The 23685-nt window shown below is 67.1% G+C and carries 18 protein-coding genes and 1 pseudogene; 10 read left to right on the top strand and 9 right to left on the bottom strand.

The annotated features are described in order from the left end of the window. Positions 1–3: 3 nt before the first annotated feature. Positions 4–780 carry a methyl-accepting chemotaxis protein gene (locus PKB_RS30590; RefSeq protein ID WP_422613537.1) on the bottom strand — a complete coding sequence of 259 codons (777 nt, stop codon included), beginning with the start codon at positions 778–780 and terminating at the stop codon, positions 4–6. Between the two features lie 81 nt (positions 781–861). Next, positions 862–1626 (bottom strand): annotated as a pseudogene (locus PKB_RS30585) (MCP four helix bundle domain-containing protein); the annotation flags it as partial. A gap of 592 nt (positions 1627–2218) precedes the next feature. Between PKB_RS30585 and PKB_RS14635 the strand changes: the two are divergent. The 8 genes from PKB_RS14635 to PKB_RS14600 are packed head-to-tail and all read left to right on the top strand — an operon-like array spanning position 2219 to position 13799. After that, the gene (locus tag PKB_RS14635; RefSeq protein WP_043257356.1) at positions 2219–4618 is read left to right on the top strand and encodes a type VI secretion system Vgr family protein; all 2400 of its coding nucleotides are present in this window, start codon (positions 2219–2221) and stop codon (positions 4616–4618) included. After that, complete coding sequence (locus PKB_RS14630; RefSeq protein ID WP_052355292.1) at positions 4615–5430, top strand: toxin Tle1 chaperone Tla1; 816 nt, start codon at positions 4615–4617, stop codon at positions 5428–5430. Before PKB_RS14635 ends, PKB_RS14630 begins: the two co-directional genes overlap by 4 nt. Then, the gene (locus tag PKB_RS14625) at positions 5423–5941 is read left to right on the top strand and encodes a Tli1a family immunity protein (RefSeq protein ID WP_043252844.1); all 519 of its coding nucleotides are present in this window, start codon (positions 5423–5425) and stop codon (positions 5939–5941) included. Before PKB_RS14630 ends, PKB_RS14625 begins: the two co-directional genes overlap by 8 nt. Further along, a complete protein-coding gene (locus PKB_RS14620) occupies positions 5929–8472 on the top strand; it encodes a T6SS phospholipase effector Tle1-like catalytic domain-containing protein (protein WP_052355291.1) in 2544 nt (847 codons plus the stop codon). Before PKB_RS14625 ends, PKB_RS14620 begins: the two co-directional genes overlap by 13 nt. A 37-nt stretch (positions 8473–8509) precedes the next feature. Further along, on the top strand, positions 8510–9034 hold the full coding sequence (locus PKB_RS14615; RefSeq protein ID WP_043252843.1) for a Tli1a family immunity protein: 525 nt from the start codon (positions 8510–8512) through the stop codon (positions 9032–9034). A gap of 28 nt (positions 9035–9062) precedes the next feature. After that, complete coding sequence (locus PKB_RS14610; protein WP_043252842.1) at positions 9063–9320, top strand: PAAR domain-containing protein; 258 nt, start codon at positions 9063–9065, stop codon at positions 9318–9320. Further along, positions 9317–10447, top strand: a complete 1131-nt coding sequence (locus tag PKB_RS14605; protein WP_156958034.1) for a hypothetical protein — start codon at positions 9317–9319, stop codon at positions 10445–10447. Before PKB_RS14610 ends, PKB_RS14605 begins: the two co-directional genes overlap by 4 nt. After that, the gene (locus PKB_RS14600) at positions 10431–13799 is read left to right on the top strand and encodes an ImcF-related family protein (protein ID WP_052355290.1); all 3369 of its coding nucleotides are present in this window, start codon (positions 10431–10433) and stop codon (positions 13797–13799) included. Before PKB_RS14605 ends, PKB_RS14600 begins: the two co-directional genes overlap by 17 nt. A gap of 46 nt (positions 13800–13845) precedes the next feature. Here the strand turns inward: PKB_RS14600 and PKB_RS14595 are convergent, their stop codons facing one another. Both PKB_RS14595 and PKB_RS14590 read right to left on the bottom strand, forming a co-directional pair. Further along, complete coding sequence (locus tag PKB_RS14595; protein WP_043252841.1) at positions 13846–14784, bottom strand: alpha/beta hydrolase family protein; 939 nt, start codon at positions 14782–14784, stop codon at positions 13846–13848. Positions 14785–14948: 164 nt separating this feature from the next. Beyond that, entirely contained in the window at positions 14949–15905 is a 957-nt protein-coding gene (locus tag PKB_RS14590; RefSeq protein ID WP_052355289.1) for a LysR family transcriptional regulator, read from the bottom strand. A gap of 118 nt (positions 15906–16023) precedes the next feature. Between PKB_RS14590 and PKB_RS14585 the strand changes: the two genes are divergently transcribed. Both PKB_RS14585 and PKB_RS14580 read left to right on the top strand, forming a co-directional pair. Beyond that, positions 16024–16866: a type 1 glutamine amidotransferase domain-containing protein gene (locus PKB_RS14585; RefSeq protein ID WP_043252840.1), complete on the top strand. Its 843-nt coding sequence runs from the start codon at positions 16024–16026 to the stop codon at positions 16864–16866. 16 nt (positions 16867–16882) lie between these two features. Beyond that, positions 16883–17605 carry an SDR family oxidoreductase gene (locus PKB_RS14580; protein WP_043252839.1) on the top strand — a complete coding sequence of 241 codons (723 nt, stop codon included), beginning with the start codon at positions 16883–16885 and terminating at the stop codon, positions 17603–17605. 1 nt (position 17606) lies between these two features. On the opposite strand, the gene PKB_RS29880 is transcribed toward PKB_RS14580, so the two are convergent. The 5 genes from PKB_RS29880 to PKB_RS14560 all read right to left on the bottom strand — a co-directional run bounded on the left by PKB_RS29880 (position 17607) and on the right by PKB_RS14560 (position 23658). Continuing rightward, positions 17607–17771 carry a hypothetical protein gene (locus PKB_RS29880; protein WP_167333369.1) on the bottom strand — a complete coding sequence of 55 codons (165 nt, stop codon included), beginning with the start codon at positions 17769–17771 and terminating at the stop codon, positions 17607–17609. A 126-nt stretch (positions 17772–17897) separates the two neighbouring features. Then, positions 17898–19994, bottom strand: a complete 2097-nt coding sequence (locus tag PKB_RS14575; protein ID WP_043252838.1) for a site-2 protease family protein — start codon at positions 19992–19994, stop codon at positions 17898–17900. Then, on the bottom strand, positions 19994–21334 hold the full coding sequence (locus PKB_RS14570) for an efflux RND transporter periplasmic adaptor subunit (RefSeq protein ID WP_043252836.1): 1341 nt from the start codon (positions 21332–21334) through the stop codon (positions 19994–19996). The genes PKB_RS14575 and PKB_RS14570 overlap by 1 nt, the downstream gene beginning before the upstream one ends. A 7-nt stretch (positions 21335–21341) precedes the next feature. Next, positions 21342–22118 (bottom strand): efflux RND transporter periplasmic adaptor subunit, encoded by a 777-nt coding sequence (locus PKB_RS14565; RefSeq protein WP_043252834.1) that lies wholly within the window; start codon positions 22116–22118, stop codon positions 21342–21344. Further along, positions 22099–23658 (bottom strand): TolC family protein, encoded by a 1560-nt coding sequence (locus tag PKB_RS14560; protein WP_043252832.1) that lies wholly within the window; start codon positions 23656–23658, stop codon positions 22099–22101. The genes PKB_RS14565 and PKB_RS14560 overlap by 20 nt, the downstream gene beginning before the upstream one ends. Positions 23659–23685 lie beyond the last annotated feature (27 nt).

The raw sequence follows: 23685 nt of genomic DNA, 5'->3' as shown, positions 1-23685 counted from the left end.
GGCTTACAGGCTGAAACGCTGCACCAGGCCGCTGAGCCCGGCGGCCAGGCGCGACAGCTCCTGGCTGGCGGTGCTGGTCTGCTGCGAACCGGCGGCGCTCTGGTTGGACAGGTCGCGGATGTTGCTGAGGTTGCGCTCGATGTCGCGGGCCATGTCGGCCTGGCGTTCCACCGCCTCGGCGATCATGCGGTTGCGCTCGTCGATGCTGCGTGCGGCATCGATGATCACCGAAAGCGCGCGGTCGGCGGCACCTGCCTGGCCCTGGGTATGGTCGGCCTGCTCGGCGCTGCTCTGCAGGGCCTCGACGGTACGCCCGGTGCCATTCTGGATGGCGTCGATCAGTTGCTCGATCTCGCGGGTCGAATCGCCGGTGCGCTTCGCTAGCGCACGGACTTCATCGGCCACCACCGAGAAGCCGCGCCCGGCTTCGCCAGCGCGGGCCGCCTCGATGGCCGCGTTGAGCGCGAGCAGGTTGGTCTGCTCGGCGACCGCGCGGATCACATCGAGCACCTTGCTGATGTTCAGCGTCTGCTCGGCCAGGCCCTGGGCCTGGTCGGCGGCATGGCGCACGCCGCTGCCGAGGTTCTGGATCGAATGCAGGGTCGCTGCCAGTTGCTGTTGCCCGTTCTGCGCGCTGTCGCTGGATTGGCGCGCCACCTGGGCGGTGGACTGGGCATGCTCGGCGACGCTTCCGACCGCCTCGCTCATCTGGCTCATGGCGCGGCTGACGTTGTCGATTTCGTCGTGTTGCTGGTGCAGGCCGCGGGTGCCTTCTTCCATCACCGCGCTCATCTGCTCGCTGGCGGTGGCCAACTGCTCTGCAGCCTCGCCGATCTGGCGGATGGTGCCGTGCAGGTTGTCGCGCATGCAGCCCAGGCGGTCGAGCAGGCGCGCCGCCTCGTCGCGGCCGCGGGCGTTCATGCTGCTCTGGCTGAGGTCGCCTGCTGCGATGCGCTCGGCCACTTTCAGGGCTTCGGCGAGCGGGCGTACCAGGCTGCGGGTCAGGCTCCAGGCCAGCAGCAGGATCAGCAGCAGGGCGCCGCCCAGGACTGCCAGGACCACCCGCTTGGCCTTCTCGTAAGTGGCCGCCGCCTCACTGGTGGCAGTGGCCGCGGCCTGCTTGTTGAGCTCACGCAGCAGTTGCACCTGGGTGTCGATGGTGTCGGCCTGCTGGTCGATGTTGGCGATCAGCAGCGCCTTGGCGTCGTCGAACTTCTGCTGCTCCAGCAGCTGCTGTTCCTGGCGGATGGTGTCGATGAACTGCTTGAAGACTTCGTGCAGCGCATCGATGGCGCCGCGCTCGCTGTCGTCGCTGACGAGCCCTGCGTAGTCGCGGAATTCCTGTTCGATGTCGATGGCCAGCTGCTCGATGATCACCTTGTTGCCACTGCGCACCATGGGATCGGGGTTGGCCACCTGCTGCAGCGAACGCACGCGCAGCTGCGCCAGGTTCAGCGCGATGCTGTCGGCCAAAGCGATGCTCGGCAGCTGCACGCTGTCGATGGCCTCGCCCTGGGCGCGGATGGTCGCCATCTGGTACAGGCTGTAGCTGCCAACTCCTCCGAGCAGCAGCGCGCAGACGAGGAAACAGAGAAGGGTGCGATGACCGATGCGCAAGCGGCGCATGGGTTGCCAACGGGCAAGACGGGCGAGGGCGGGCTTCAAGGTCTTCATCACAAATACCACTACTGCTGTGACGCTCTGCCGAGCTGGAGGAAAGGCGCGCAGAGCTTATGAAAGAGATGTGACAGTAGTGTGTAATGGCCAACTGCCTTGCTGCCGTTGGCCTGCGGCAAAGCCGCGAGCTAGGACGGTTTGGCGCGCCAAGCGGCGTTGGGCCGGCTCGGCGAGTTTGCCGAGCGAGGCTTCGGTGAATCAAGTGTCGGCACGGTTGCGCTGAGGCTGCTCGATCTGGAACAGCTGGAAGACGTCATCCACCTAGCCGTTGCACCACCGCATGAGAGGCTTCAATCGAAGACTCGAAGCTTGCGCGAGCGTCATCCATTTGGAGTGCGTAGGAAAATATCCAGTGGTCTGTAGGGCTTGTCTGAAGCGTAAGTGAGCGCGACGCTTCGCATTGAAATGTGTCGGCAAGGCGAATTTACTCCTGCCCCCATCGCGGCGAGGTAGTGCCGCGAACGGCTCGAGGCAGAGCCTGAATCCTGGTTGACTCAAGGACTTCTGCCTCGAATGCGGCAACGCAATGGAGGCTCCGCCCGTGCTCGATCCAGTCCGTTCGTTTTTCGACCATTCCCGCCACAAACTGAGCGTCAGCGAACTCGACGTTCCCCTGGATGTTCTCGCCTTCGAGGGCGAAGAAGGGTTGAGCCAACCCTTCAGCTACCGCGTCGAATTCACCAGCAGTGCCGGCGATATCGCCGCTGACGCGATGCTTGGCCAACGCGCCAGCTTCAGCCTGTACGCGGCACCCGATCCGACACCGAAGTTCAGCTTCAACCCCCAGCCGGTGTTGCCGCTGCGCACGCTGAATGGCGTGGTCACCGCCTTCAAACGCCTGTCCGGCTCGCGCGACGAAGCCCGCTACGAAGTGCGCCTGCAACCCCGTCTAGCCCTGCTCGATCGCGGCCTGCAGTACCGCATCTACCAGAACCTGAGCGTGCCGGAGATCGTCGAGCAGGTCCTGCGTCGGCATCAATTCGAGGGATACCAGTTTCACCTCGACCTCTCGCGCACCTACCCGGACCGCGAGCAGGTCATGCAGTATGCCGAGAGCGATCTGGCCTTTCTCCAGCGCCTCTGCGCGGACCATGGCATCTGGTACTGCATCCGCTTCGACGAGCGGATCAAGCTCGACGTGCTGGAGTTCCACGACTCCCAACGCTACTACCAGCGCGGTTTCACCATGCCGCTGCGCCCTTTGTCGGGAATGCAAAGCAGCGGTGCCGACAGCGTGTGGAACCTGCAGGCCAGCCACCAGGTGGTGGAAGCCAGCATCTTCGCCCGCAGCTACAACCCCCGCGAGGCCTGGGCCGATCTCGATGCCGAAGTCGACCTGACCCGCGGCGCGAAATCCACCTACGGCGAGGCCTACCACTACGCCGAGCCCTACACCAAACCCGGGGACGCCTTCGCCTTCGACCACGAGCACAGCAGCGACGAGGGCTCCTTCCACGCGCGCCTGGCCCACGAGCGCTACCTCAACCAGCAGACCCGCCTAGCCGGCACCAGCAGCAGCGCCAACCTGATCCCCGGCCAAGTGCTGACGATCGAGGGCGCACCGCAGGCCTTCGAGAAGGGCGCGCTGATCGTGAGCATGAAATGCACCGCCGCCCGCGACAGCAGCTTCGAAGTCACCTTCGAATCCATCCCCGACGCCGACCACTACAGCTTCCGCCCACCGCTGCCCAGGAAGCCGAGCATCGCCGGCACGGTGCCGGCCCGCGTCACCAGTAATCGCAAGAACGACCCGTACGGCCACATCGATAAGGAAGGTCGCTACAAGGTCCAGTTCCTCTTCGACCGCGACGCCTGGCCCGCCGGGCAAGAGAGCATGTGGCTGCGCCTGGCCCGACCCTACGCCGGCGACACCCACGGTCTGCACCTGCCGCTGCTGGCCGGCACGGAGGTGGCGGTGGCCTTCGAGCAAGGCGACCCGGATCGCCCCTACATCGCCCACGCCCTGCACGACAGCCGCCACCCCGACCACGTCAACCTCTACAACTACAAGCGCAACGTCCTGCGCACCCCAGCGAACAACAAACTGCGCATGGACGACGAGCGCGGAAAAGAGCACGTCAAGCTCAGTACCGAGCACAGCGGCAAGAGCCAGCTGAGCCTCGGGCATCTGGTCGATAGCGAGCGGCCGAACCCCAATCCGCGCGGGGCCGGTTTCGAGCTGCGTACGGATGGGCATGGGGCGATTCGGGCGGGCAAGGGTCTGTTCATCAGTGCCGATGAGCAGTTGAACGCCCAAGGCAAGCAACTCGACATGCAGCCGGCGAAAAGCCTGCTCGAAGGGGCCATGCAGCAGATGCTTGAGCGGGCCGAGGTTGCCGAGGCGCATCACAATCCGATGCCCGACACCGCGAGCCTCGAACGCTTCCAGCAGGCGGCCACCCAGCTCGAACAACCCGCCATGCTGCTGAGCGCTCCCCAGGGCATCGGCGCGATAAGCCCACGTGCGGTCCTGCTCGGCAGTGGCCAGGCGCTCTACCTGCAAAGCCAGGGTGAGCTCAACCTCGCCAGTGCCGAGCGCTTGGCCGCTCACAGCCGGCGAGCCATCTCGCTGCTCGCGCAGCAGGAAGGCATTCGCCTGGTCTCCGGCAAGGGCCCGCTGGAGCTGGAGTCCCACGGCGACACGCTATCGCTCACGGCCTTGCAGGACATCACCGTGCAATCGGTCGAAGGCCATCTGCAGCTCACCGCGAAGAACGGCATCACCCTGGCCAGCGGCGGTGCCTACATCCACCTCAGCCCGCAAGGCGAGATACAGGTGCATAGTCCCGGCCTGCTGAGCCTCAAGGGGCGGCACCGGTGGGCGGCGCCAGGCAGCCAGGACTTCCCGCTGCCGGAGTTGCCCAGTTCGGTATGCAAGGAGTGCCTGCGCCGGGCCCGCGAGGCGGCCCAGGGCTTCCTGCCCAGGGAGGGTTCGGTATGACCAACCAGCCGACCGCGGCCTGGCTCGACCTGCTCGCATCCGCCTGTGCCCGTGTAGCAACGACCCAACTCCATCTGATCGTCGACCAGGCCGGCAGGCCGCCCTTGCTTGCAAGCGTGCGCAGTATCGATCCGCCGATTGCCGGCCACTCGTTGTTCAGCGGCCTGCCCGAGGCCGCCGCCGAGGAACTGGCACCGTTGCTGTTGCGTATTGACCTGGAAGAGCCCCTGCAGCGCCAGTGGTTGCTCGGGCTGCTGGCGGACTACGGCCCCCAGGCGCGCGTGCTGGCATTGGCCTCGGCCTGGCCGTTCGAGGACCTGGCCGGCTACCTCGGCCGCTGCCTGGAGGCGCGCAACGGCGGCCAACTTGGCCTGCTGCGTTACTACGATCCGCGCCTGTTCCCGCTGCTGTTCAGCCACGTGCTGGCCCCGGAGCAACAGCAGCAGTTGCTGCGCCCCGCGCTGTTCTGGAGCTGGCTCGACCGCGACGGTGCACCCCGGCTCATGCCGGGTCATGGCGAAGCGGTGGAGCGGGGCGTCGATTTCGGCCTCATCGAACTCAGTGACGAGCAGCTGGAAAACCTCGGTTGTGCCAGCGATGCCACGCGCGCCCTCAGCAAGCTGAGAAGCGCAATTGCATCGGAGTTGCCATCCGAGCAGGCCTTCCAGACCTGCTATGCCGCCATGCTCGACGCCACCCGCATCGGCCTGCTCGACGACAGCCAGCGCGAGGCCCACGCCCTCGACCACCTGCATAAAGCCGAGTCATCCCCTGATCCGCTCCCCACGCAAGGAATTGGACGCCATGCCTGACATCTCGCTTCGTCGCTTTCTGCTCATTCTCTTTGCCCTCGTAGCCGGCCTGCTCGCCGTTGCCGCTCAGGCTGGGACCATCTACGGGCTCAACCATACCCACTGGGCGATCAACCACTTCAGTGTCGATGGGCGTTCGGCCGTCGACATCATCGGTCCCTATCAGGGAGGCGGGGGTGGCTGGGGCTATTCGCCGCCGGCGCAATGGCGACCGGGGATGACGGTGCGGGTGGATTGGGAGACCGGAGTGGCCTACTCCGATGACTTCCCTGGATTTGCGGATAGAACCAAATACAAAGCCTGGTTAGCAAAAATCGACGCGCAAACGCGTCAGCACAGCACAGTAGTTCCCGTGCCGGATTACGGCAGCCAAAAGGTCTGCGGCATCACCGTGCATTTCCTTCCTTGTGACCAGCTGCAGGTCACTACCTCCTGCTACCCCTACGGTGCCCCCGAATACCCGATCAAGACCCCGCTGCACCTGCCGGAGCCGACCTCATGTCCGAAATGAAATTCGCCGACCTGCTCTGGTATCCGCCGCAGTTTCCTGAGCAGGGGCGCTTGCCCAGTCATTCTTTGCAGGTATGGGAAAACCGCAAACACCAAGAGAGCTGGGAAGTCGGCTACCACGATGCCCTATGCCAGGCCGCCCAGCGTCGGGTTACTCGTCCCTGCTGCAAAACCGTGCATATCAGCCTGTTCTTCGATGGCACCGGCAATAACCTGAACAACGATCTCTTCGTGGCGGCCCCACAGCACCCAACCAATATCTCCCGGCTGTTCCGCGCCACCATCGGCGCCGGCTATGCCGGTGGTACGGCCAGTGCCGGCAGCCAGGCGCAGGGGCTGACCGATAGCTTGGACGAAGGCAGCAACCAGTTCTTCAAGTACTACATGCCCGGTGTCGGCACGCCCTTCCCGGAGATCGGCGACCTTGACTTCAGCGGCCTTGGCCTGGCCACGGCGTTGTATGGCGAGGAGCGCATCAACTGGGGCCTGCTGATGATCGTCGATGCCCTGCGGCGCATGGCCAATCTGCCCAGCCTGGATGTGCCGACCTTGAAGGAATCGGTGGCAGCCATGACCACACCGATGGCAGCCCTGGACATGGGCGGCACCAGCTTGCGTCGGCGTGTGTTCGAGCGACTGCTGAACGCGCCGGACCTGGCGCCACGTCTGCGTATTGCCTTGGCCCAACCGACGCCAGGTACCTCGAAGCTGCTCGGCATCAAGCTCTACGTCTACGGCTTCTCCCGTGGCGCGGCGGCCGCGCGGGCCTTCGTCAACTGGTTGGCGCAGTTCCTCCATCGGCCGGACTCGGAGCAGCCCGCCGAGCACTGCCTGATACTCGGTACGCAGAAGCTGCCGTTGAGCGTTGAATACCTTGGCCTCCTGGATACGGTGGCCTCGGTGGGTGTTGCTCATATCGCCCCGGTCGCCGAGGGCCATATGAGCTGGGCTGACGGCACCATGGAGTTGCCGGATGAGGCAGGTTATGGCGGCTGGATCAAACGCTGCCTGCACCTGGTAGCGAGCCACGAGCAGCGCCTGTGCTTCCCGCTGGACTCCATCCGCCGTACCAATGGGCACTACCCATCCTGTGGGGTGGAGGTGCTGTATCCGGGGGTGCATTCCGACTTGGGGGGTGGTTATCCGCCGGGAGACCAGGGCAAGGCCTACAGCGAGGACAAGACGGATGGCGACAGCTTGCTGCTATCGCAGATTCCGCTGAACGATCTCTATGCCGATGCCTTTGCTTACGGTGCTCCATTGAAAGTGCCTAAGAACATCTTGCCGCAGGAGTTGAGCAACTACCTGTGGCTGGCAATGGAAGTCGGAGTGATGCGTGAGTTTGATGCTTCTTCGACTCTTGGCGGCCGCTTCAACGCCTGGCGCCAAGTCACCCTGGGCCTGCACGCCGACCCGCAACCCCTGCGCGATTCGCTGGCCAACCACTACGAACCGGTCCGCGCCGCCACCAGCCTGGAAAAGGCCCTGCAGGAGCAGATGGGCTGGATCACCGCCTGGCGCATCGACCGCTATGCCTTCCTGAGCCTGGAGGGCTGCCCCTTCTACCAGGAGGCCACCGACAGCCAGAGCGACGAGCAGGTCCGCAAGCTGGCCGAAACCCGGCGCAACGACGAGCAGCGCGAGGTCGAGAAGCGTCGGCTCGCCCAACTGGAGCAGGAGGGCGACCCGCGGCGCCCGAGCAAACCGCTGGAACCGGGGCCCAAGGACTTCGACCCGGACATGGCCAAGACCCAGCTGCGCCAGGCCGCCCAGGAGTTCGGCGAGGACTATCGCGGCACCCGCCGCACGCCCACCGGCACCTTCGAATGGGCGCTGGACAGCATCCCGACCACCGCCATCTACCTGCTCAACAGCGACGATGAACAAGTCGAGTACGAGCGCATGAAGAAAGCCGGCCAGCGCCTGGTCAAGGAACTGTTCCCGCCCCGGCCGGGGTATAGCTGCCATGACAACGAAACCGAGCGCGGCCAGGTGGATGAAAGCCGCAACGCCCACTTGCAAAGCGGCCTGCTGCGCGCGCTGTTCGATGACCAGGTGCACGACTCGCGCGCCTGGTTCCTGCACTACGCCCTGAAGGGCTCGCGCGAGCCGTGGACCAGCTACTTCCGCGAACGCATGGTGTATTTCGGCGAGGCCTGCAACAAGCCGCTGTCGCTGCTCAGCGTGGCCGGCGGCGTGGTGGGCGCGGCGACGCTCAGCGCCTCGGTGGTCTATGTCATCCGCCGCGGCAGCCCGGCCGAGCGCCTGGCCCTGGCCGGCGCGGCGAGCCAATACGGGGCGAGGGACCTGACCAGGCTGGTCTCGGTGCTGGACCAGACCACGGGGTTGGCGTTGCCCATGCGCGATGATGCCGCGCACCTGCGCGCGCCGACCGAGGCCATCGGCACCTTGGTGCGCGAGCAACGCCCGGCCATCCGCCAACAACGCATCGCCCAGGCGCAGCGGGAAATCGCCGAGCTGTGGGCCGCCCATGAGGCCAAGACCCGCGAGGTGCCCGATGTGCCGGCCTGATCAACGCCCTTGTCATCCCGCCCAAGGAGGGCGCCGCATGTTTCCAATCGTTCGTTGTCGCACGCTGCGCTCCCTGGTTGGCTGCCTCGCCGCCGTTCTGTTCGCCGCTACGGCCCAGGCCGGGACCATCTACGGGGTCAACCACACTCAGTGGGCGATCAACCACTTCAGCGTCGATGGCCATTCGGCCGTCGATATCATTGGTGCCTTCCAGGGTGGCGGCGGGGGCTGGGGCTACGCACCTCCTGCGCAATGGCGGCCTGGGCTGACGGTACGGGTGGATTGGGAAACCGGAGTGGCTGGTTCGAAAGGATTCCCGGGCTTTGCTGATAGAGCCAAGTACAAGGCTTGGGTGGCAAAGAATGAGGCGCAAAAACGCCAACACACCCAGCTAGTCCCGGTCCCGGACTACACCGGCCAGAAGGTCTGCGGCATCACCGTGCACTTCCTGCCCTGCGACCAGCTGCAGGTCACCACCTCCTGCTACCCCTACGGCGCGCCCGAATATCCGATCAAGACCCCGCTGCGGTTGCCGGTGCCCAAGACGTGCCCGGTGAAGTGACGCGTATCGACCTACAGGAGGCGTTTGCATGAAACCCGTGATCCGCCAGGGCGATGCCTTGCGCGAATATGGCGGCCAGGTGCTGGAAGGCCGCTACGACTGCCTGGGCAAGCCCATCGCCTGCCAGGGCGATGCGGTGTTGTGCAACCTACATGGCCTGAACCGCATTGCCGAGGGCAGCAGCCTTGCCCAGGTCGACGGTCTGCCGGTGGCCCTGGATGGCCACCGCTGTGCCTGTGGCTGCTCCCTGGTCAGCTCGGTGCCCGACTTCCTGGTGGAACCGTGAAGCCCGAACCGCACTTCGCCGCTTTTCCCATGGCCAACCCACCCAGCTACTCGCGCTGGCTGGCCACGGGGTCGACGTTGCTGGCGCTGGTCGGCGGTGGTGGCGTGCTGCTGCGTCCGTTTTTCGAACCGCGTGTGACCGCCTTGTTGGCTGCCGGCGTATTGCTGGCGTGGTTCCTGGCGCTGCTGGTGTGCACCTTGTCCTTCCGCCTGAACCGGCATACGGCGCAGTGCTATCGCGAGGAAACACAGCAAGTCTCGCAGGCTTGGTGGGCGCAGCATCGCCGGCAGGTTGCCCTGGTCGAAAGCGTGCTGATCGGTGCGGCCGGCACGACGGATCTGCATTGGCGGCGCGTGCTGGCGGGCAAGGGTTCGCCACCGTCGGTGCAGGAGGAAAGCGGCGGTCAGGCGATCCGCCTGCTGCAGGTCTTCGGCGCCGATCTCGTCGAGCGCGAGCGGCAACTGGCCCGGCAGTTGGCGACAACCTGGCAGCAACAGCGCAAACCCGCCGCGCTTCCAGCATTGCAGTGCTATTGGCAGGGCTCGCCGGCAGGCTGGAGCGCCTTCGTCCAGCAAATGGCACAGGAGTGCCCGGATGTGCAGTTGCCGGAGCATCCCGAGCCTTGGCAGGGCATGGCCAGCCTGGACGCGATCATCGAGCGCCTGCACGGCGCGCCGGCCGAGGCACGGATTCTTTGCGCCGGTTGCCAGTCCAGCGCCTCGAGCCGTGACGCGCGCCTGCCCGCCGGGGAAGCCGCCGTGCTCTGGCTGCTGGGCACGCAGGGCGGTGCGCGTTTCACCTGTGGCGAGCGCTTCGCGGCAGAGCAGGACGACCTCGCCGAGGTTGCCCTCCGTGCCGTGCGGCAAGCCGAACTGGAAAAGCAGGCCGAAGCCTGCGTGGCCTTTTCGCAACCCGAGGTCACCCAGTTGGGCGAGTTGGGCTGGCCACTCAACCAGCACCAGCAGGACGCCTACTGGGGCGAACTCGAAGGCCTGCAGGCAATGGTCGTGCAGACCCTGGCCGCCTGCCATGCCGAGCAGCACGCAAGCCCCTGCGCCTGGCTGGCCAGCGACCCCGATCACACCCTGGCACTTGGAGTGGTGCAACCCGATGACGCAAGTTCCTGAACCCCGCAATCCGTCCCTTCTCGGTACCTTCCTGCTCATGGCGCTGCTGGTGGCCGTTCTGGTGCTGGCCGGCAGCGTCGCCTGGTGGTTGTGGGAGGGATCGCCCTCGCTTGACCGTGCTGCGCTGAAAACCCTTCTATTCAGGGGGCTGCTGTGCTGGGCGGTGCTATTTGCTGTGGCTGCGTTGGTCTGGTTTTGCGTGCAGAAGGGCATCCGCCAACTGATACGTGGCAGGCGGCCAGTGAAGGTTCCAAGCTCCGCCGAGGTGCTCGCGCTAGCGCCGAAACAAAAACTGGCGGAGCGCCTGCGTAGCGATTACGGGCTTTTCTGGCCGCTCAAGGTTCGCCTCCTGCTGGTCGTCGGCGAGCCGGCCGAGCTCGACGCCATCGCCCCCGGCCTGAGCCAAGACAAGTGGCTCGAAGGCCAGGGCACCGTGCTGCTCTGGGGCGGCAGTTTGGGTGGGGAAATGGAAGCTTCGACGCTGGTCTTGGTCAAGGGCCTGCGCCGCTGGCGGCCGCTGGACGGCATCGTCTGGGCGCTGAATGAGACACAACGTGACGATGTGGCCACGCTGGGCACGGGCGTGATCCGACTGCGCGAGTTGGCCAGCTCGCTGCGCTGGCAAGCGCCGCTGTACCTCTGGCAGGTCTGTGCCAGCGGCTGGGAGCAGACCGGGCGCAAGGCGCAGCCAGTCGGTTGCTTACTCCCTTCGCGAGCGACGGTGGCGGACGTCGAAGCGAAGCTGCGCGAACTGCTCGATCCCTTGCGCCAGCGAGGCATGGGACAACTGGTCGAGGAGGAGTCACACGATTTCCTCGTGCGCCTGGGCTTCCAGTTGGAAGGCGAGGGCATCGCCAAATGGCGCGAGGCGCTGCAACCCTTCCTGAGCGATTCCTTCCGCCGCTTGCCGCTGCGCGGCCTGCTGTTTGGTCTGCCGCAGAAGTCTCCTGATGGGCTGCTGAAAAATGCCTGGTGGCCGAACGCGGCCTGGCAGGCTGTGTTGGATGATCGGGAACCTCGCGGCCGCCGCCTGGGCTGGTCCGTGCCGCGCCTGACGTATTGCCTGGTGCTCGGTCTGGCGGCCCTGTGGGCCCTGGGCCTGTTGCTGTCGTTCGCCAACAACCGCAGCCAGATCGCCGATGCGCAGACGGCGCTGGGTGTGCTGCGCCAGGCCGGTGACCTCGATAGCCAGATCACCGCCTTGCACGAGCTGACCCGCGAGCTTGGCCGGCTGGATTACCAGGCCCAACAGGGCGTGCCCTGGTTCCTGCGCTTTGGCCTGAACCACAATGCCGAGCTGCAGGCCGCGCTCTGGCCTTTTTACGCGGAGGCCAACAATCGCTTGCTGCGCGATAGCGCCAAAGCCCATCTCGAACGCCAACTGACCGACCTGGCCGCGCTGCCCCCGGGCAGCCCCGAGCGCGCCGCGCGTGCCGTCGAAGGCCATGACCAACTCAAGGCCTACCTGATGCTGGCGCGTCCGGAAAAGGTCGATGCCGCCTTCCTGACCAAGGCGTTGCACAGCCTCGAAGCCGACCGACCCGGCATCAAACCCGGCCTCTGGCAGGGCCTGTCGCCAAGCCTGTGGGCCTTCTACGCCGAACACCTGCAAATCCATCCCGACTGGCGCATCCAGGCCGACGCCCGCGTGGTGGCGCAGGCGCGCCAGGTGCTGCTCGGGCAGCTGGGTCAGCGCAATGGCGTGGCCAGCCTGTACGAGAAGATGCTGGAGGGCGCGGGCACCAACTATGCGGACCTGAACCTGCTGCAGATGGTCGGCGAAACCGATGCGCAGGCGCTGTTCGACACGCCCAACAGCGTGCCCGGCGCCTTCACGCGCCAGGCCTGGGAGGGCCATGTGCGTACGGCCATCGACGAGATCGCCGAGGCGCGCCGCGAGGAGATCGACTGGGTGCTCAGTGACCGGCAGAACAAGGTCGCCGACGACCTGCAACCCGACGCGCTGAAAAAGCAGCTGACCGAGCGCTACTTCCAGGAGTTCGCCGACTCCTGGCTGGCCTTCCTCAACAGCCTGCGCTGGCGGCGGGCGGACAACCTGCCGGAAGTCATCGACCAGCTCAGCCTGATGAGCGATGTGCGCCAATCGCCGCTGATCGCGCTGATGAACACCCTGGCCTACCAGGGCCGCACCGGTGCCCAGGGCCAGGCGTTGGCCGATTCGCTGATGAAGTCGGCGCAGCAACTGCTCGACAAGGACAAGCAGCCGGTGATCGATCAACGCGCCCTCGGCCTGCACGGGCCGCTGGATGCCACCTTCGGCCCGCTGCTGGCATTGCTCGGCAAGGAGGAGGGCGCCAGCAGCAACGATGACAGCCTCAGCCTGTCGGCCTTCCTCACTCGCGTCACCCGCGTGCGCCTGAAGCTGCAGCAGGTGATCAATGCCGCCGATCCGCAGGCGATGACCCAGGCTTTGGCGCAAACGGTATTCCAGGGCAAGAGCATCGACCTCACCGACACCCGCGACTACGGCAGCCTGCTCGCCGCCAGCCTGGGCGAGGAGTGGAGCGGCTTCGGCCAGAGCCTGTTCGTGCAGCCGCTGGCCCAGGCCTGGGAAGGCGTGCTGCAGCCCTCGGCGCAGAGCCTCAATCGGCAGTGGCAGCGCTCCATCATCAGCAACTGGAATCGCGCCTTCGACGGTCGCTATCCCTTCGCCGCCAGTGGCAGCGACACCTCGCTGCCCATGCTCGGGCAGATGATCCGCGGCGGCAGCGGGCGCATCGAGCAGTTCCTCGCCGGCCAGTTGGGCGGGGTGCTGCGCAAGGAAGGTAATCGCTGGGTGGCGGACGCCGGCAACAGCCAGGGGCTGCACTTCGATCCTGTGTTCCTCAAGGCGATCAACCAGCTCAGCGCGCTGGCCGACCTGCTCTATACCGACGGCGGCATGGGCCTGACCTTCCAGCTGCAGGCCAAGCCGGTGCGCGACGTGGTGCAGACCACGTTGATCGTCGATGGCGAGCGCCTGGAGTACTTCAACCAGATGGAGTTCTGGCAATCGTTCAGCTGGCCGAGCCGCATCGATCACCCCGGCGCCTCGCTGAGCTGGACCAGCGTGCGCACCGGCGCCCGGCTGTATGGCGACTACGCCGGCACCTGGGGGCTGATCCGCCTGCTGGAGCAGGCCAAGGTCACGCCGCTGGACGACAGCGACACGCGCTTCCAGGTAGTGCTGAAAGCCGCCGACGGCCTGCCGCTGACCTGGCACCTGCGCACCGAACTGGGCCAGGGCCCGCTGGCGCTGCTGCAGCTGCGCGGCTTCAAGCTGCCGGAGCGGATCTTCGCGACCCAAGCGAACAGCGCCGATCCCTATGCCATCAACGAGGAATACGAATGAGTTGGCAGGCAGTCTCTGGGGGATGCGGGCACGCAGCTGAGTCGAGTCAGCAGGTAACCGGCTGGTGCTGCGGCTCCTTGACCAGGTAGACGCTAAGGCTGTCGTCCACCCGGCCATCGCGCAACCAGCGCAGCGCGATGGGCCAGAGGCTGTCCTGGAAGCGGCTGTGGAAGAAGGCGAAGTGGCCGATGGCTTCGAAGCCCAGGGCCTGCGGCGGCAGGCGCAGGTGCTGGCGCGGGCTGTTGCGGTAGTAGGCGAGCAGGCGCTCGATGGCGGCGCGGGTGCCGAATTCGTCGTCGGTGATGCTTAGCGCCAGGGTTGCGCCGTGCAGGTGGGCGAAGCCTTCGGCCAGGGTCTTGCGCTCGGTGGCGGGCATTGCTTGCGGGCCGCGGCGGTACGCGTCTTCGAAGCGCGGGCTGCGGTGGGTCCAGTCGCGTACCACGCCCGTCGGGGTGTCTTCCATCCAGCCCAGGCGCTTGGCCGGGAAGTAGCCGAACAGCCGACTCAGGGTCGGCATCGCCACATGCCACTTGAACAGCATGCCGAGGCGTCGTTGGCGGTCGTAGTCACGCCAGTGGGCGAATTGCGCGCCCATGCTGAATACACGCTGCACCTGCCCGCAGGAAGGCGCCAGGCCGATCAGGAAACCACCGACGCTGTGCGCCACCACTTGCAGCGGCTGACCGGGAAACCGCGCGGCGCTCCAGCGCAGCACGCCCTCGAAGTCGAGGCGGCCCCAGTCCAGCCAACTGGCGTGGAAGCCGCGCAGTGAGGCCGGGCGCGAACCGCCGATGCCGCGGTAGTCGTAGCAGACCACGTCGAAGCCTTGCCGGTGGAGGTAGTCGGCGAAGCGCGCGTAGTAGTCGCAGCGCACCGAAGTGGCCGGGTTGACGATCACCACCGGCCGTTGCGGATCGCTGTCGGAATGGCGCCAGACACGCCCCCTGAGCGGGTAGCCGTCGGTCGCGGGGATGCTCGCCTGCATGCTGGGTTCCCGGTTCGCTGCGTCGCTCGACTCTAGCCGCTCGGCCCGTGGAACGACCAGTACAGTTGCCGGGAAAAAAGCCGCCGCAGCCCGGGGCGTGCGACCACAGGGATGCGGCGGATGGCAGCTGATCGGTGCAGGGGAGGTTTCCGTGCCGATCGCGGTCAGTTTGCGTCCTGCGCCGGCGCCGAAACAGATTCAGATGTACCGGCAAAATGCGGATCAGCCGCTGCCTCGCCGAGGAAGTCGATCAGTGCCCGGCTTGCGGCGGACAGCTGGCGGTGCGGCGGATAGAGGATGGAGAAGGGCCGGCTGCTGCCTTCGTGCTGCGGCAACAGGCGGACCAGTCGGCCCTGGCGCAAGGCGTCGGCGACGATGAATTCGTAGGTCTGGCAAAGGCCCATGCCGGCGATAGCGAGCGCTACCGTACCGAGCACATCGTCGGCCAGCAGCGGGTTGCCGCGTGGCACGAACTCACGTTCCGCGCCCTCTTCGCGGAACAGCCAGAGTCCGGGCTTGCCGCTGCTGGGCATGATGAACGGCAGGCAGTTGTGCGATTCCAGATCCGACAGGCTGTGCGGCGTGCCGGCGCGGGCAAGGTAGGCCGGCGCGGCCACCAGGCACAGCCGGGCGTCCTCGAGCTTGCGGCCGATCAGGCCACTGTCGGGCAGGCGGCCCAGGCGGATGGCCAGGTCGTAGCCTTCGGCGATCAGGTCGACGTTGCGGTTGGCGATGCCCAGCTCCAATTGCACCTGCGGGTAGCGCAGGGCGAAGGCGGCGAGCAGCGGCGGCAGGCGGTGATGACCGTAGGTGGTCGGCACACTAAGGCGCACGCGGCCCTGTACGGGGCCGGCGCCGAGCAACTCGCGCTCGGCGGCTTCGATCTGCGCGAAAGCGGCGCGGGTCTGTTCCAGGTAGCTGCTGCCGCTCTCGGTCAGGCTCAGGCGCCGCGTGGTGCGGCGCAGCAACTGGCTGCCCAGGCGCGTCTCCAGGCGGGCGACGGCCCGGCTGATCACCGACGGGGTGGTGGAAAGGGCGATGGCGGCGGCGCTCAGAGAGCCGTGCTCGATGACGGCAAGAAAGGCCTCGACGTCGCCGAGGTGATCGAAGCGGCGGGGCATTTGTATCTCCAGAGCAAAGATGATTTGGCCGGAAGCGAGTTTATCGCCGTCGATGGCATCAATACAGTGGCGACCCACGCGCCGGCCCTTGCCTGGCGCCCCTGATCGGAGACTCGCCATGAAAGCCCTGAAATCCCTCGCCCTGGCCGCCGCAGTCGGCAGCGCCAGCCTCGGTGCCCATGCCGCCAACGTGCTGGTGGTGCTGTCGGACGCGAACCACCTCGATTTGCGCGACGGCAAGGTCTACGCCACCGGCTTCTACCTCAACGAACTGCTGGAGCCGACCAAGGCGCTGCTCGATGCCGGCCACCAGGTCACCTTTGCTACGCCCAGCGGCGTGGCGCCAACCCTCGATCGCAGCTCGGTCGATGCGCAGTTCTTCGGCGGCGATGCCAAGCGCCTGGCCGAGTTCGAGGCGCTGCTGGCGAAACTGAAGCTGACCTCGCCGGGCGAGTCGCCGGTGATCAGCCTTGCCCGCGTCGAGCAGATCGGTTTCAAGCATTTCGATGCGGTCTATGTACCCGGCGGCCATGCGCCCATGCAGGACCTGCTGCGCGATCCGGCCCTCGGCCGCCTGCTGCGTGCCTTCCATGCCGAAGGCAAGACCACTGCGCTGGTCTGCCACGGCCCCATCGCGCTGCTCTCCGCGCTGGACCAGCCGCAGCGGCTGATCGATGCGCTGGAGCGCGGCGAGAAAGTGGCCGCGCCGCGCGACTGGATCTATTCCGGCTACCGCATGACGGTGATCAGCAACCAGGAAGAGGAACAGGCCAAGGGTCTGCTCGGCGGCGGGCAGATGAAGTTCTACCCGCAGACCGCACTGGAGCGAGCCGGCGGCAGCTACCTGAGCAACGCCACGCCCTGGACGCCCAACGTGGTGACGGATCGCGAACTCATCACAGGGCAGAACCCGGCTTCGGCGGCGGCCGTGGGCAAGGCCATACTGCAACGCCTGCATTGATCGACAGGAGAGCGCCATGAGCAGTCGTACCTTCCTCGTCACCGGCGCCAGCAAGGGCATCGGTCGCGCCGTCGCCGAGCAACTGGCCGCCGAAGGGCACAAGGTGGTGGGCATTGCCCGCCAGGCCGAGCGCGGCGACTTCCCTGGCGAGCTGGTGGCGCTTGACCTGGGCGATGCCCAGCGTAGCGCCGCGGGCTTGGCCGAGCTGGCCGCCCGGTACGCCTTCGACGGGCTGGTGAACAACGTCGGCCTGGTCAAGCCGCAGGCCTTGGGCAACATCGACCTGGCCAGCTTCGATGAGGTCATGCAGGTCAACCTGCACCCGGCTATCCTCGCCACCCAGGCACTGCTGCCGGGAATGCGCGAGCGCGGTTGGGGCAGGGTGGTGAACATCTCCAGCCTGACCATCCTCGGCATTGCGCAGCGCACTGCGTATGCGGCGGCCAAGGCGGCCTTGGTCAGCTTCACGCGCGGCTGGGCGCTGGAGCTGGCACAAACCGGCATCACCGTGAATGCGGTGGCGCCGGGGCCGACCGAGACCGAACTGTTCCGCGCCGGCAACCCGCCGGGCAGCGCCGGCGAAGCGGCCTACCTGGCCGCGGTGCCCATGGGCCGCCTTGGCCAGCCGCACGAGATCGCCTCGGCGGTGAGCTTCCTGCTCGCGGAGCGCAGCGGCTTCATCACCGGGCAGACGCTGTACGTCGACGGCGGCGCTTCCATCGGCAAGGCCGCCTTCTGACTCAGCGGTGGGCTTCGAAGCCCGGACCGCCATGCCCGCCGCCGCCACCCATGTGACCACCGCCACCCCCGCCGGGGCCGCCGAAGGGCGGGAAGAACGGCCAGCAGCCGGAGAGCGAGGAGAACAGGGCGAGGACGAGGGCGGTCTTGAGGGCCTTGGAAAGCATGTGACACCGGGCATACGGGAAAATCGGGCGCGCATTTAACGCTCGCCCAAGTCTTGCCGTCGCGGGGAATCGGGTATCGGCAGGGTAAAGACTGTATCGCTGCCGATACCCGCGAAGGCGCCGGGGTCAGAACCCGCTTTCGCGCATGACCACCGCTGCCAGGTGTTTGCCGCCCTCGACCAGCAGGCTGCGGCGCTGGCCTTCGATCTGCAGGTGGCCGCGGGTTTCGCGCAGGTTCGGCGGCGGGCCGTCGAGCTGCACCAGGATGTGGAACAGCGGAGTGGACGGCACCAGGTGCTCACCTTGCGGGTTCACCGCCAGCGGGCCGCCGTGGCGCGAGGCGAGGGCCGGCTGTTCCAGCTGGTTGATGCGTGTAGTGCCGATCTGCCGCACATGCCCCGGAATGGCCGTGGGCACGCCTTCGGGATAGAAGCGCACCGGGCTGCCTTCGGTCAGGCGTGGGACTTCGTCCGGGCCGACATAAGCGTCCACCTGCCAACTGCTCGGGTCGATCAGCACGCCGAGGGATTCACGGCTGCCGATCCACTGGCCGCTGCGCCAGTCCGGGTTGAGGTCCAGCCATTGGCCGGCGAAGGGCGCCTGCAGGTTGAGCCGGGCGATCTCCGAGCGCGCGGCTTTCGCTTCCTCGAATTGCACGCCGTAGCGCTGGCGGGTCGCGGCTTCCTCGGCGAGCCCGCCGGGGTCGGCCAAAAGCCCCGCCAGGCGCGCGCGGTAGCCCTGCATGCTGGCCTCGTTGCCGGCCAGGCGGATGGCGATGTCCGGTTGATCGAGCACCGCCAGGGTCTGCCCGGCGGCGACGCGGCCGGACTTGCGCACTTCCTGCAGCAGCGCCGGGTAGGGCGCGTAGACGTGCACCTGGCGTTCGGCACGGGCCAGGCCCACGGCGTGGATCTGGCTGCGCCAGGGCAGCGCCACCAGCAGCAGGAGCAAGCCGAGCACTAGCAGGAACAGACGACGCCGACCGCTGCGTACTTCGGCGCGGTGACGCCACCAGTGGCGCAGTTCGCGCCAGATGGGTTGGACGATGAACCAGCTGATTTCCACGGCGAACAGGAAGATCCCGAGCAGTTTGAAGAAGAACAGGTACACCGTGACCGCGATGCCGAGGAACAGCACCAGGCGATATACCCAGGTGATCATGGCGAAGCTGACCAGCAGGCGCCGTTGCGCGACCGGGAACGATTCCGGCCAGTCCTCCTCGAGCCCCAGCAGGTTGCGCCGCAGGGTGGTCTTGGCCAGCGCCGTGGCGCGCTCGTGGAGGTTGGGGAAGTCGAGCAGGTCGGAGAGGATGAAGTAGCCGTCGAAGCGCATGAACGGGCTGGCGTTCAGCGCCAGGGACAGCGCCCAGCTGGTGGTCGCCAGGTAGAGCAGGGCGTTGCGCAGCGGGCCCGGGTCGCTTAGCGCCCAGCCAAGGGTGGCCAGGCCCGCCAGGCTCAGCTCGGTGAGGATGCCGGCGCTGGCGATCGCCAGGCGTTGCCGCGAGCTGCGCAGCTTCCAGCTCTCGCCGGTGTCGGTGTAGAGCATCGGCCACATGACCACGAAGGCGATGCCCATGTGCCCGACCTTCAGCCCCAGGCGCGTGGCCACCAGCGCATGGCCCATCTCGTGCAGCGTCTTGGCGACGATCAGCGCCAGGGCGAAGCTGAGCAGCCCTTCGGTGGAGAAGGACTCCACCACGTCGTGGCGGAAGGTGTCCCACTGGTGTGCCACGAGGATGATGCCGAGCAGGCTCAGCAGCACCACCAGCACTGCGGTCAGCGGGCGGAACAGCCAGTCCAGCGCGGCGGCGAGGCCGCGCAGGTGGCGTTGCGGATGCAGCAGCGGGATGCGGAAGAACAGGTAGTGGTGCAGCCACCATTTCCAGGTCATCCAGCCGTTGCCTTCGCTGGCCGCCTGCAGACGCGCCAGGGCCTGGGCGCCGGGGCGCACCAGCTGGTGCTGTTCGAGGAATGCGCGAAAGCCCAGGACCTGCTCGGCGTCCGGCTTGAGCGCGGTCTGCTCGCTGATCTCCTCGGCGATGCGGCGGGGCGTCTGCTCCCAGCGCAGCAGGCACTCGAACTCCAGCCAGCCGATGCGGAAGAAGCGGTTGGTGACGTTGTCGTGGATCACCCAGGCCGGTTCGCCGTCGCTATTGGCGCCGGCTTCGGCTATGTCCAGGTCGTCGCGCAGCGGCGGGGTCGGCAGCTCGGCGGGGTCTTCCATCACCAGCCCGTCCAGGCGCGTGCCGCGGCCAGCGGCCGGCGCAGCAGGTAGTAGCCGAGCAGCACCCTTCCGCCGTAGAGCTTGGCGGTGCCGTGCAGCCCGAGACGGGCATGTTCCGGGGCGTCCTCGACGCTCGCCAGCAAGCGGTAGGAGGCCACTCCGTCCTCGCCGGGGCGTGCTTCGTAGCTGGTCTCGAGAATCTTCCCGTGCAGCGGCGACAGCGGATAGGCGGTGAGGAACAGCGCGACCTCGGCGCCGGCGTCCAGGGCGATGGCGTCTGCCACCGGCAGCTGGATGCGCATGCCCGGCTGGCTCGGGTCGGCGACCTGGAGGATGCGTTCGCCGGTGACCACCGGCTTGCCCAGCCAGTCGTTGGGGTCGCTGTACACCGCGACGCCGGCGCGTGGCGAGAGCACCGTGGTGCGCGCCAGTTGCACCTGCACCGCGGCCAGTTCGGCGCGGCGTTGCCGTGCTGTGCCATTGAGCACTGCCAGCTCGCCCTTGCTCTGCGGGTTGTCGAAGGCGCGTTGGCTGGCAGCCATCAATTCGGCGTCGGCTACCGCGACTTCCTTGGCCAGCACCTCGGCACGGCTGCGCAACGTGGTTTCGTCGAGGGCGAACAGCGGCGTACCGACTTCCACCGCCTGGTTCGGCCGCACGAGCATGCGCGCGATCACCCCGTCGATGGGCGAGCTGATGACCTGGGCATTGCGCGACACCACTTCGGCCGGCGCCAGTGCGGTCTGCCGTACCGGCACCAGCAGCAGGACCGCGAGCAGTGCCAGCACCACCAGCGTCTGCCGCCGGCTCGGCCGCCAGAAGCGCAGCGTGCGACGCTTGCCGAACGCCGCCCAGCAGTGCGCCCAGGTGAGGAAGACACCCTGCAGCAGGCCCTCCGTGGAGGGCGCCGGGGCCTCGTCGAGGAGGAACAGGATCAGGCCCAGGCGTTGGCCCTGGCGGTCGTGCAGGGGAATGCACCAGAGGCCGGTGGGCCACCACTCCGACCAGCCTTCGGCAATGTCCTCGGGCAGGTTCAGGTCCTCGCGTGGCAGCCAGCGCGGCTGCGCGTCCGGCACTTGCGTCGCGAGCCAGCGGCTGGCGCGGCGCAGCCACACCAGGTACGGCGAGTCCTCGGTCGGCCGCGCGAGGCCGGAGATGCACAGCAGCTCCATTTGTTCGCCGTGCTGGGCGAACACCAATGCCTGGTGGAAGCGCAGCAGCGCGTAGAGGTCGTTGGCCATGGAGAAGGCCAGGGCGTTCAGCGACTCGGCGCCCAGCGCCCGGTCGCGCAGTGCGTCGAGGCTGAGCAGCAGCTGCGGCGGGGGGAACATCTCGCTCATGGCTGCCTCACTGCACGGCGTTGGGGAAGTGCGCGGTGCCGCTCATGCCGGCCACCAGGTCCGGGTAGGCCTGGTCCAGGCGCGCCTCGAGTTCGACGGTTTGCGCCACCGCATCGACCCGCGCGTTGATCGCGCTGACCTTGGCCGGGTACTGCTTGCCGGTCTCGTGGATGGCCACCTCGATCGGCATGCCCGGCTTGAGCCCCGGCAGCAGGTTGGAAGGCACGTTCAGGCGCACCTTGAGCGCGCCGTCGCTGACCAGGTCGAACAGCGGCGCGCCGGCCTGCACGGTCTGGTAGGGCTTCACGTAGACCTTGGCGATGCGCCCGGCGAAGGGTGCCTGCACCTGGCAGTAGCCAGCCTGGGCGCGCGCCAGGGTGAGCGCGCCATCGGCCTTCTCCACCTCGGTTGCGGCCATGGACACCTCCAGTTCGCCGGCTGCGTCGAGCTTGCGCAGATTGCGTTTCGCCGCGAGGTTCTGCCGCGCCATGTTCAGCTCGGCGGAGGCGACCCGCGCGCGAGCCTGCACTTCCACGCAGTTGAGCTGGGCGAGCAGGGCGTCCTTGGCGACCTTGTCGCCCAGGCTGGTCTTGAGCGCGCCGAGGGTGCCGGTCATCTGGCTGGAGAGCGTGGTCTCAAGGTCGGAGACCAGCAGCACGCGGATCGCGCCGGGGTCGTCGACGGCGGTCGGTTGCAGCGGATCGCCTTCGGCGGCGAAGGCGTGGGGCAGGGCCACCAGGCAGAGCAGGGTGAGGAGCAACGGCTTACTGCTGCGATACGACATTGGCGCTCCCTGTGCTGGTGCTTGTTGCGGCGCTGCTGACGGTCAGCAGGTTGCTTTGCGACTGCTGTTCGAGGGTGCGCTGGATCTCGCTGGCGAGGGTCTTGATGTCGTAGTTGTCGACCTTCTCCGGCATCACCGCGAAGCCCACCGAGTTGTACAGCCGGCCCCAGGCGGCCTGGGCGTCGGAGTAGGCGGCCTCGCGCTGGTAGCGCGAGAGCAGGTAGCGGCCTTCGGCGCGGATCTGCTCCAGCTCGCTGCCGATGTTGCTGCTGCGGGCGGACTGGGCGTAGTCGAGCAGGCTCTTGTCGACGCGCAGGCTGTCGTCGGCGAACTCGACTTCCTGGCGCGCCAGCTGGTAGCGCAGCAGGCCGACGCGAACCTGGGTGAGGATCGCCATGGACAGGGCGGTGCGGCGCATGTCGTCGGTCTTGCTCTGGGTTTCCTCGGCCTTCTGCAGGTCCGGGTACTGCAGCAGCCGGATGAGGTTGATCGAGACCTGCACGCCGGTCTCGTCCCAGTGGTTGTTGTACAGGTACTTGTTGGAGTCGTACTGGTAGCCATAGTTGACGCTGACGTTCGGCCAGAGCTGGGCCTTGGCGATCTTCAGGTCGTTCTCGTCGACGCGCTTGCGGTACCACTCCTCCATGATTTCCGGGCGGTGTTCGAGGGACAGCCGTTCGAGCTTCTCGACGTCGCCGGTCACCAGCGGAAGCGGCTGCTCGTTGGTGTCGGCCAGGACCATCTTCGAGTTCGGCGGCAGCGACATCAGCGCGGCCAGTTCGGCGCGGGCGAATTCCAGGTCCTGGCGGCGCACGGTGAGCATGTACACCGAGTCGAGCAGGGCGCGCTGGTAGGCGAGCACGTCCTGGCGCGGCATCAGCCCCTGGTCTTCCGCCGCGCGGGCGGCGGTGAGGGCGCGGTGGGTGCGCATCAGCAAGCCGTCCACCTCGGGCAGCAGGCGCTGGGCGCCGAGCGCGCGCCAGTAGGCGTTGCGTACGTCCTGCAGGACGTTCTGGGCGACCTTCTCGCGGCGTTCCTCGGCCATCTGGATCTGGTCGGCCTTCTGCTGCGTGCGGTAGTAGGCGACGCCGAAGTCGAGCAGGCTCCACGACAGGCCGAGGCTGTCGAGGGTGCGGTAGCGCTCCTCGGAGGTCGAGGGACGCAAGGACACCTGGCGGTCCTCGATGCCGATGGAGGTGCCGCCGGAGTCGTTGTTGCGCCCGGCGTAACCGGCCGAGGCGACCAGGCGCGGCAGCATCTCGTGGGCGGTGACGTCGCGCAGGTTGGAGGCCAGCGCGCTTTCCAGCAGCTTCAGGCGGTAGTCGAGGTTGTATTTCAGCGCCCGCGCCGAGGCTTCGTAGAAGGTGATCGGTCCGGTGACCGGTTCTTGCTGCTCGTACATGCGCGCCTGGTCGTCGATGACCCGCTGGCGCATTTCCTGTTCGTTGTAGGGCTCCGACTCCTTCAGCGAGGAGCAGGCGGCCAGCACGACGCTGGCGGCGATCATTGCACTCAAGGTCTTGAGTCTGTGTGCAGGCATATACATTCCTTGGCTTACGCGTGAACT

The sequence above is a fragment of the Pseudomonas knackmussii B13 genome (genome assembly GCF_000689415.1).
Taxonomy (GTDB): domain Bacteria; phylum Pseudomonadota; class Gammaproteobacteria; order Pseudomonadales; family Pseudomonadaceae; genus Pseudomonas; species Pseudomonas knackmussii.
This window is presented reverse-complemented; position numbering and strand designations above follow the sequence as displayed.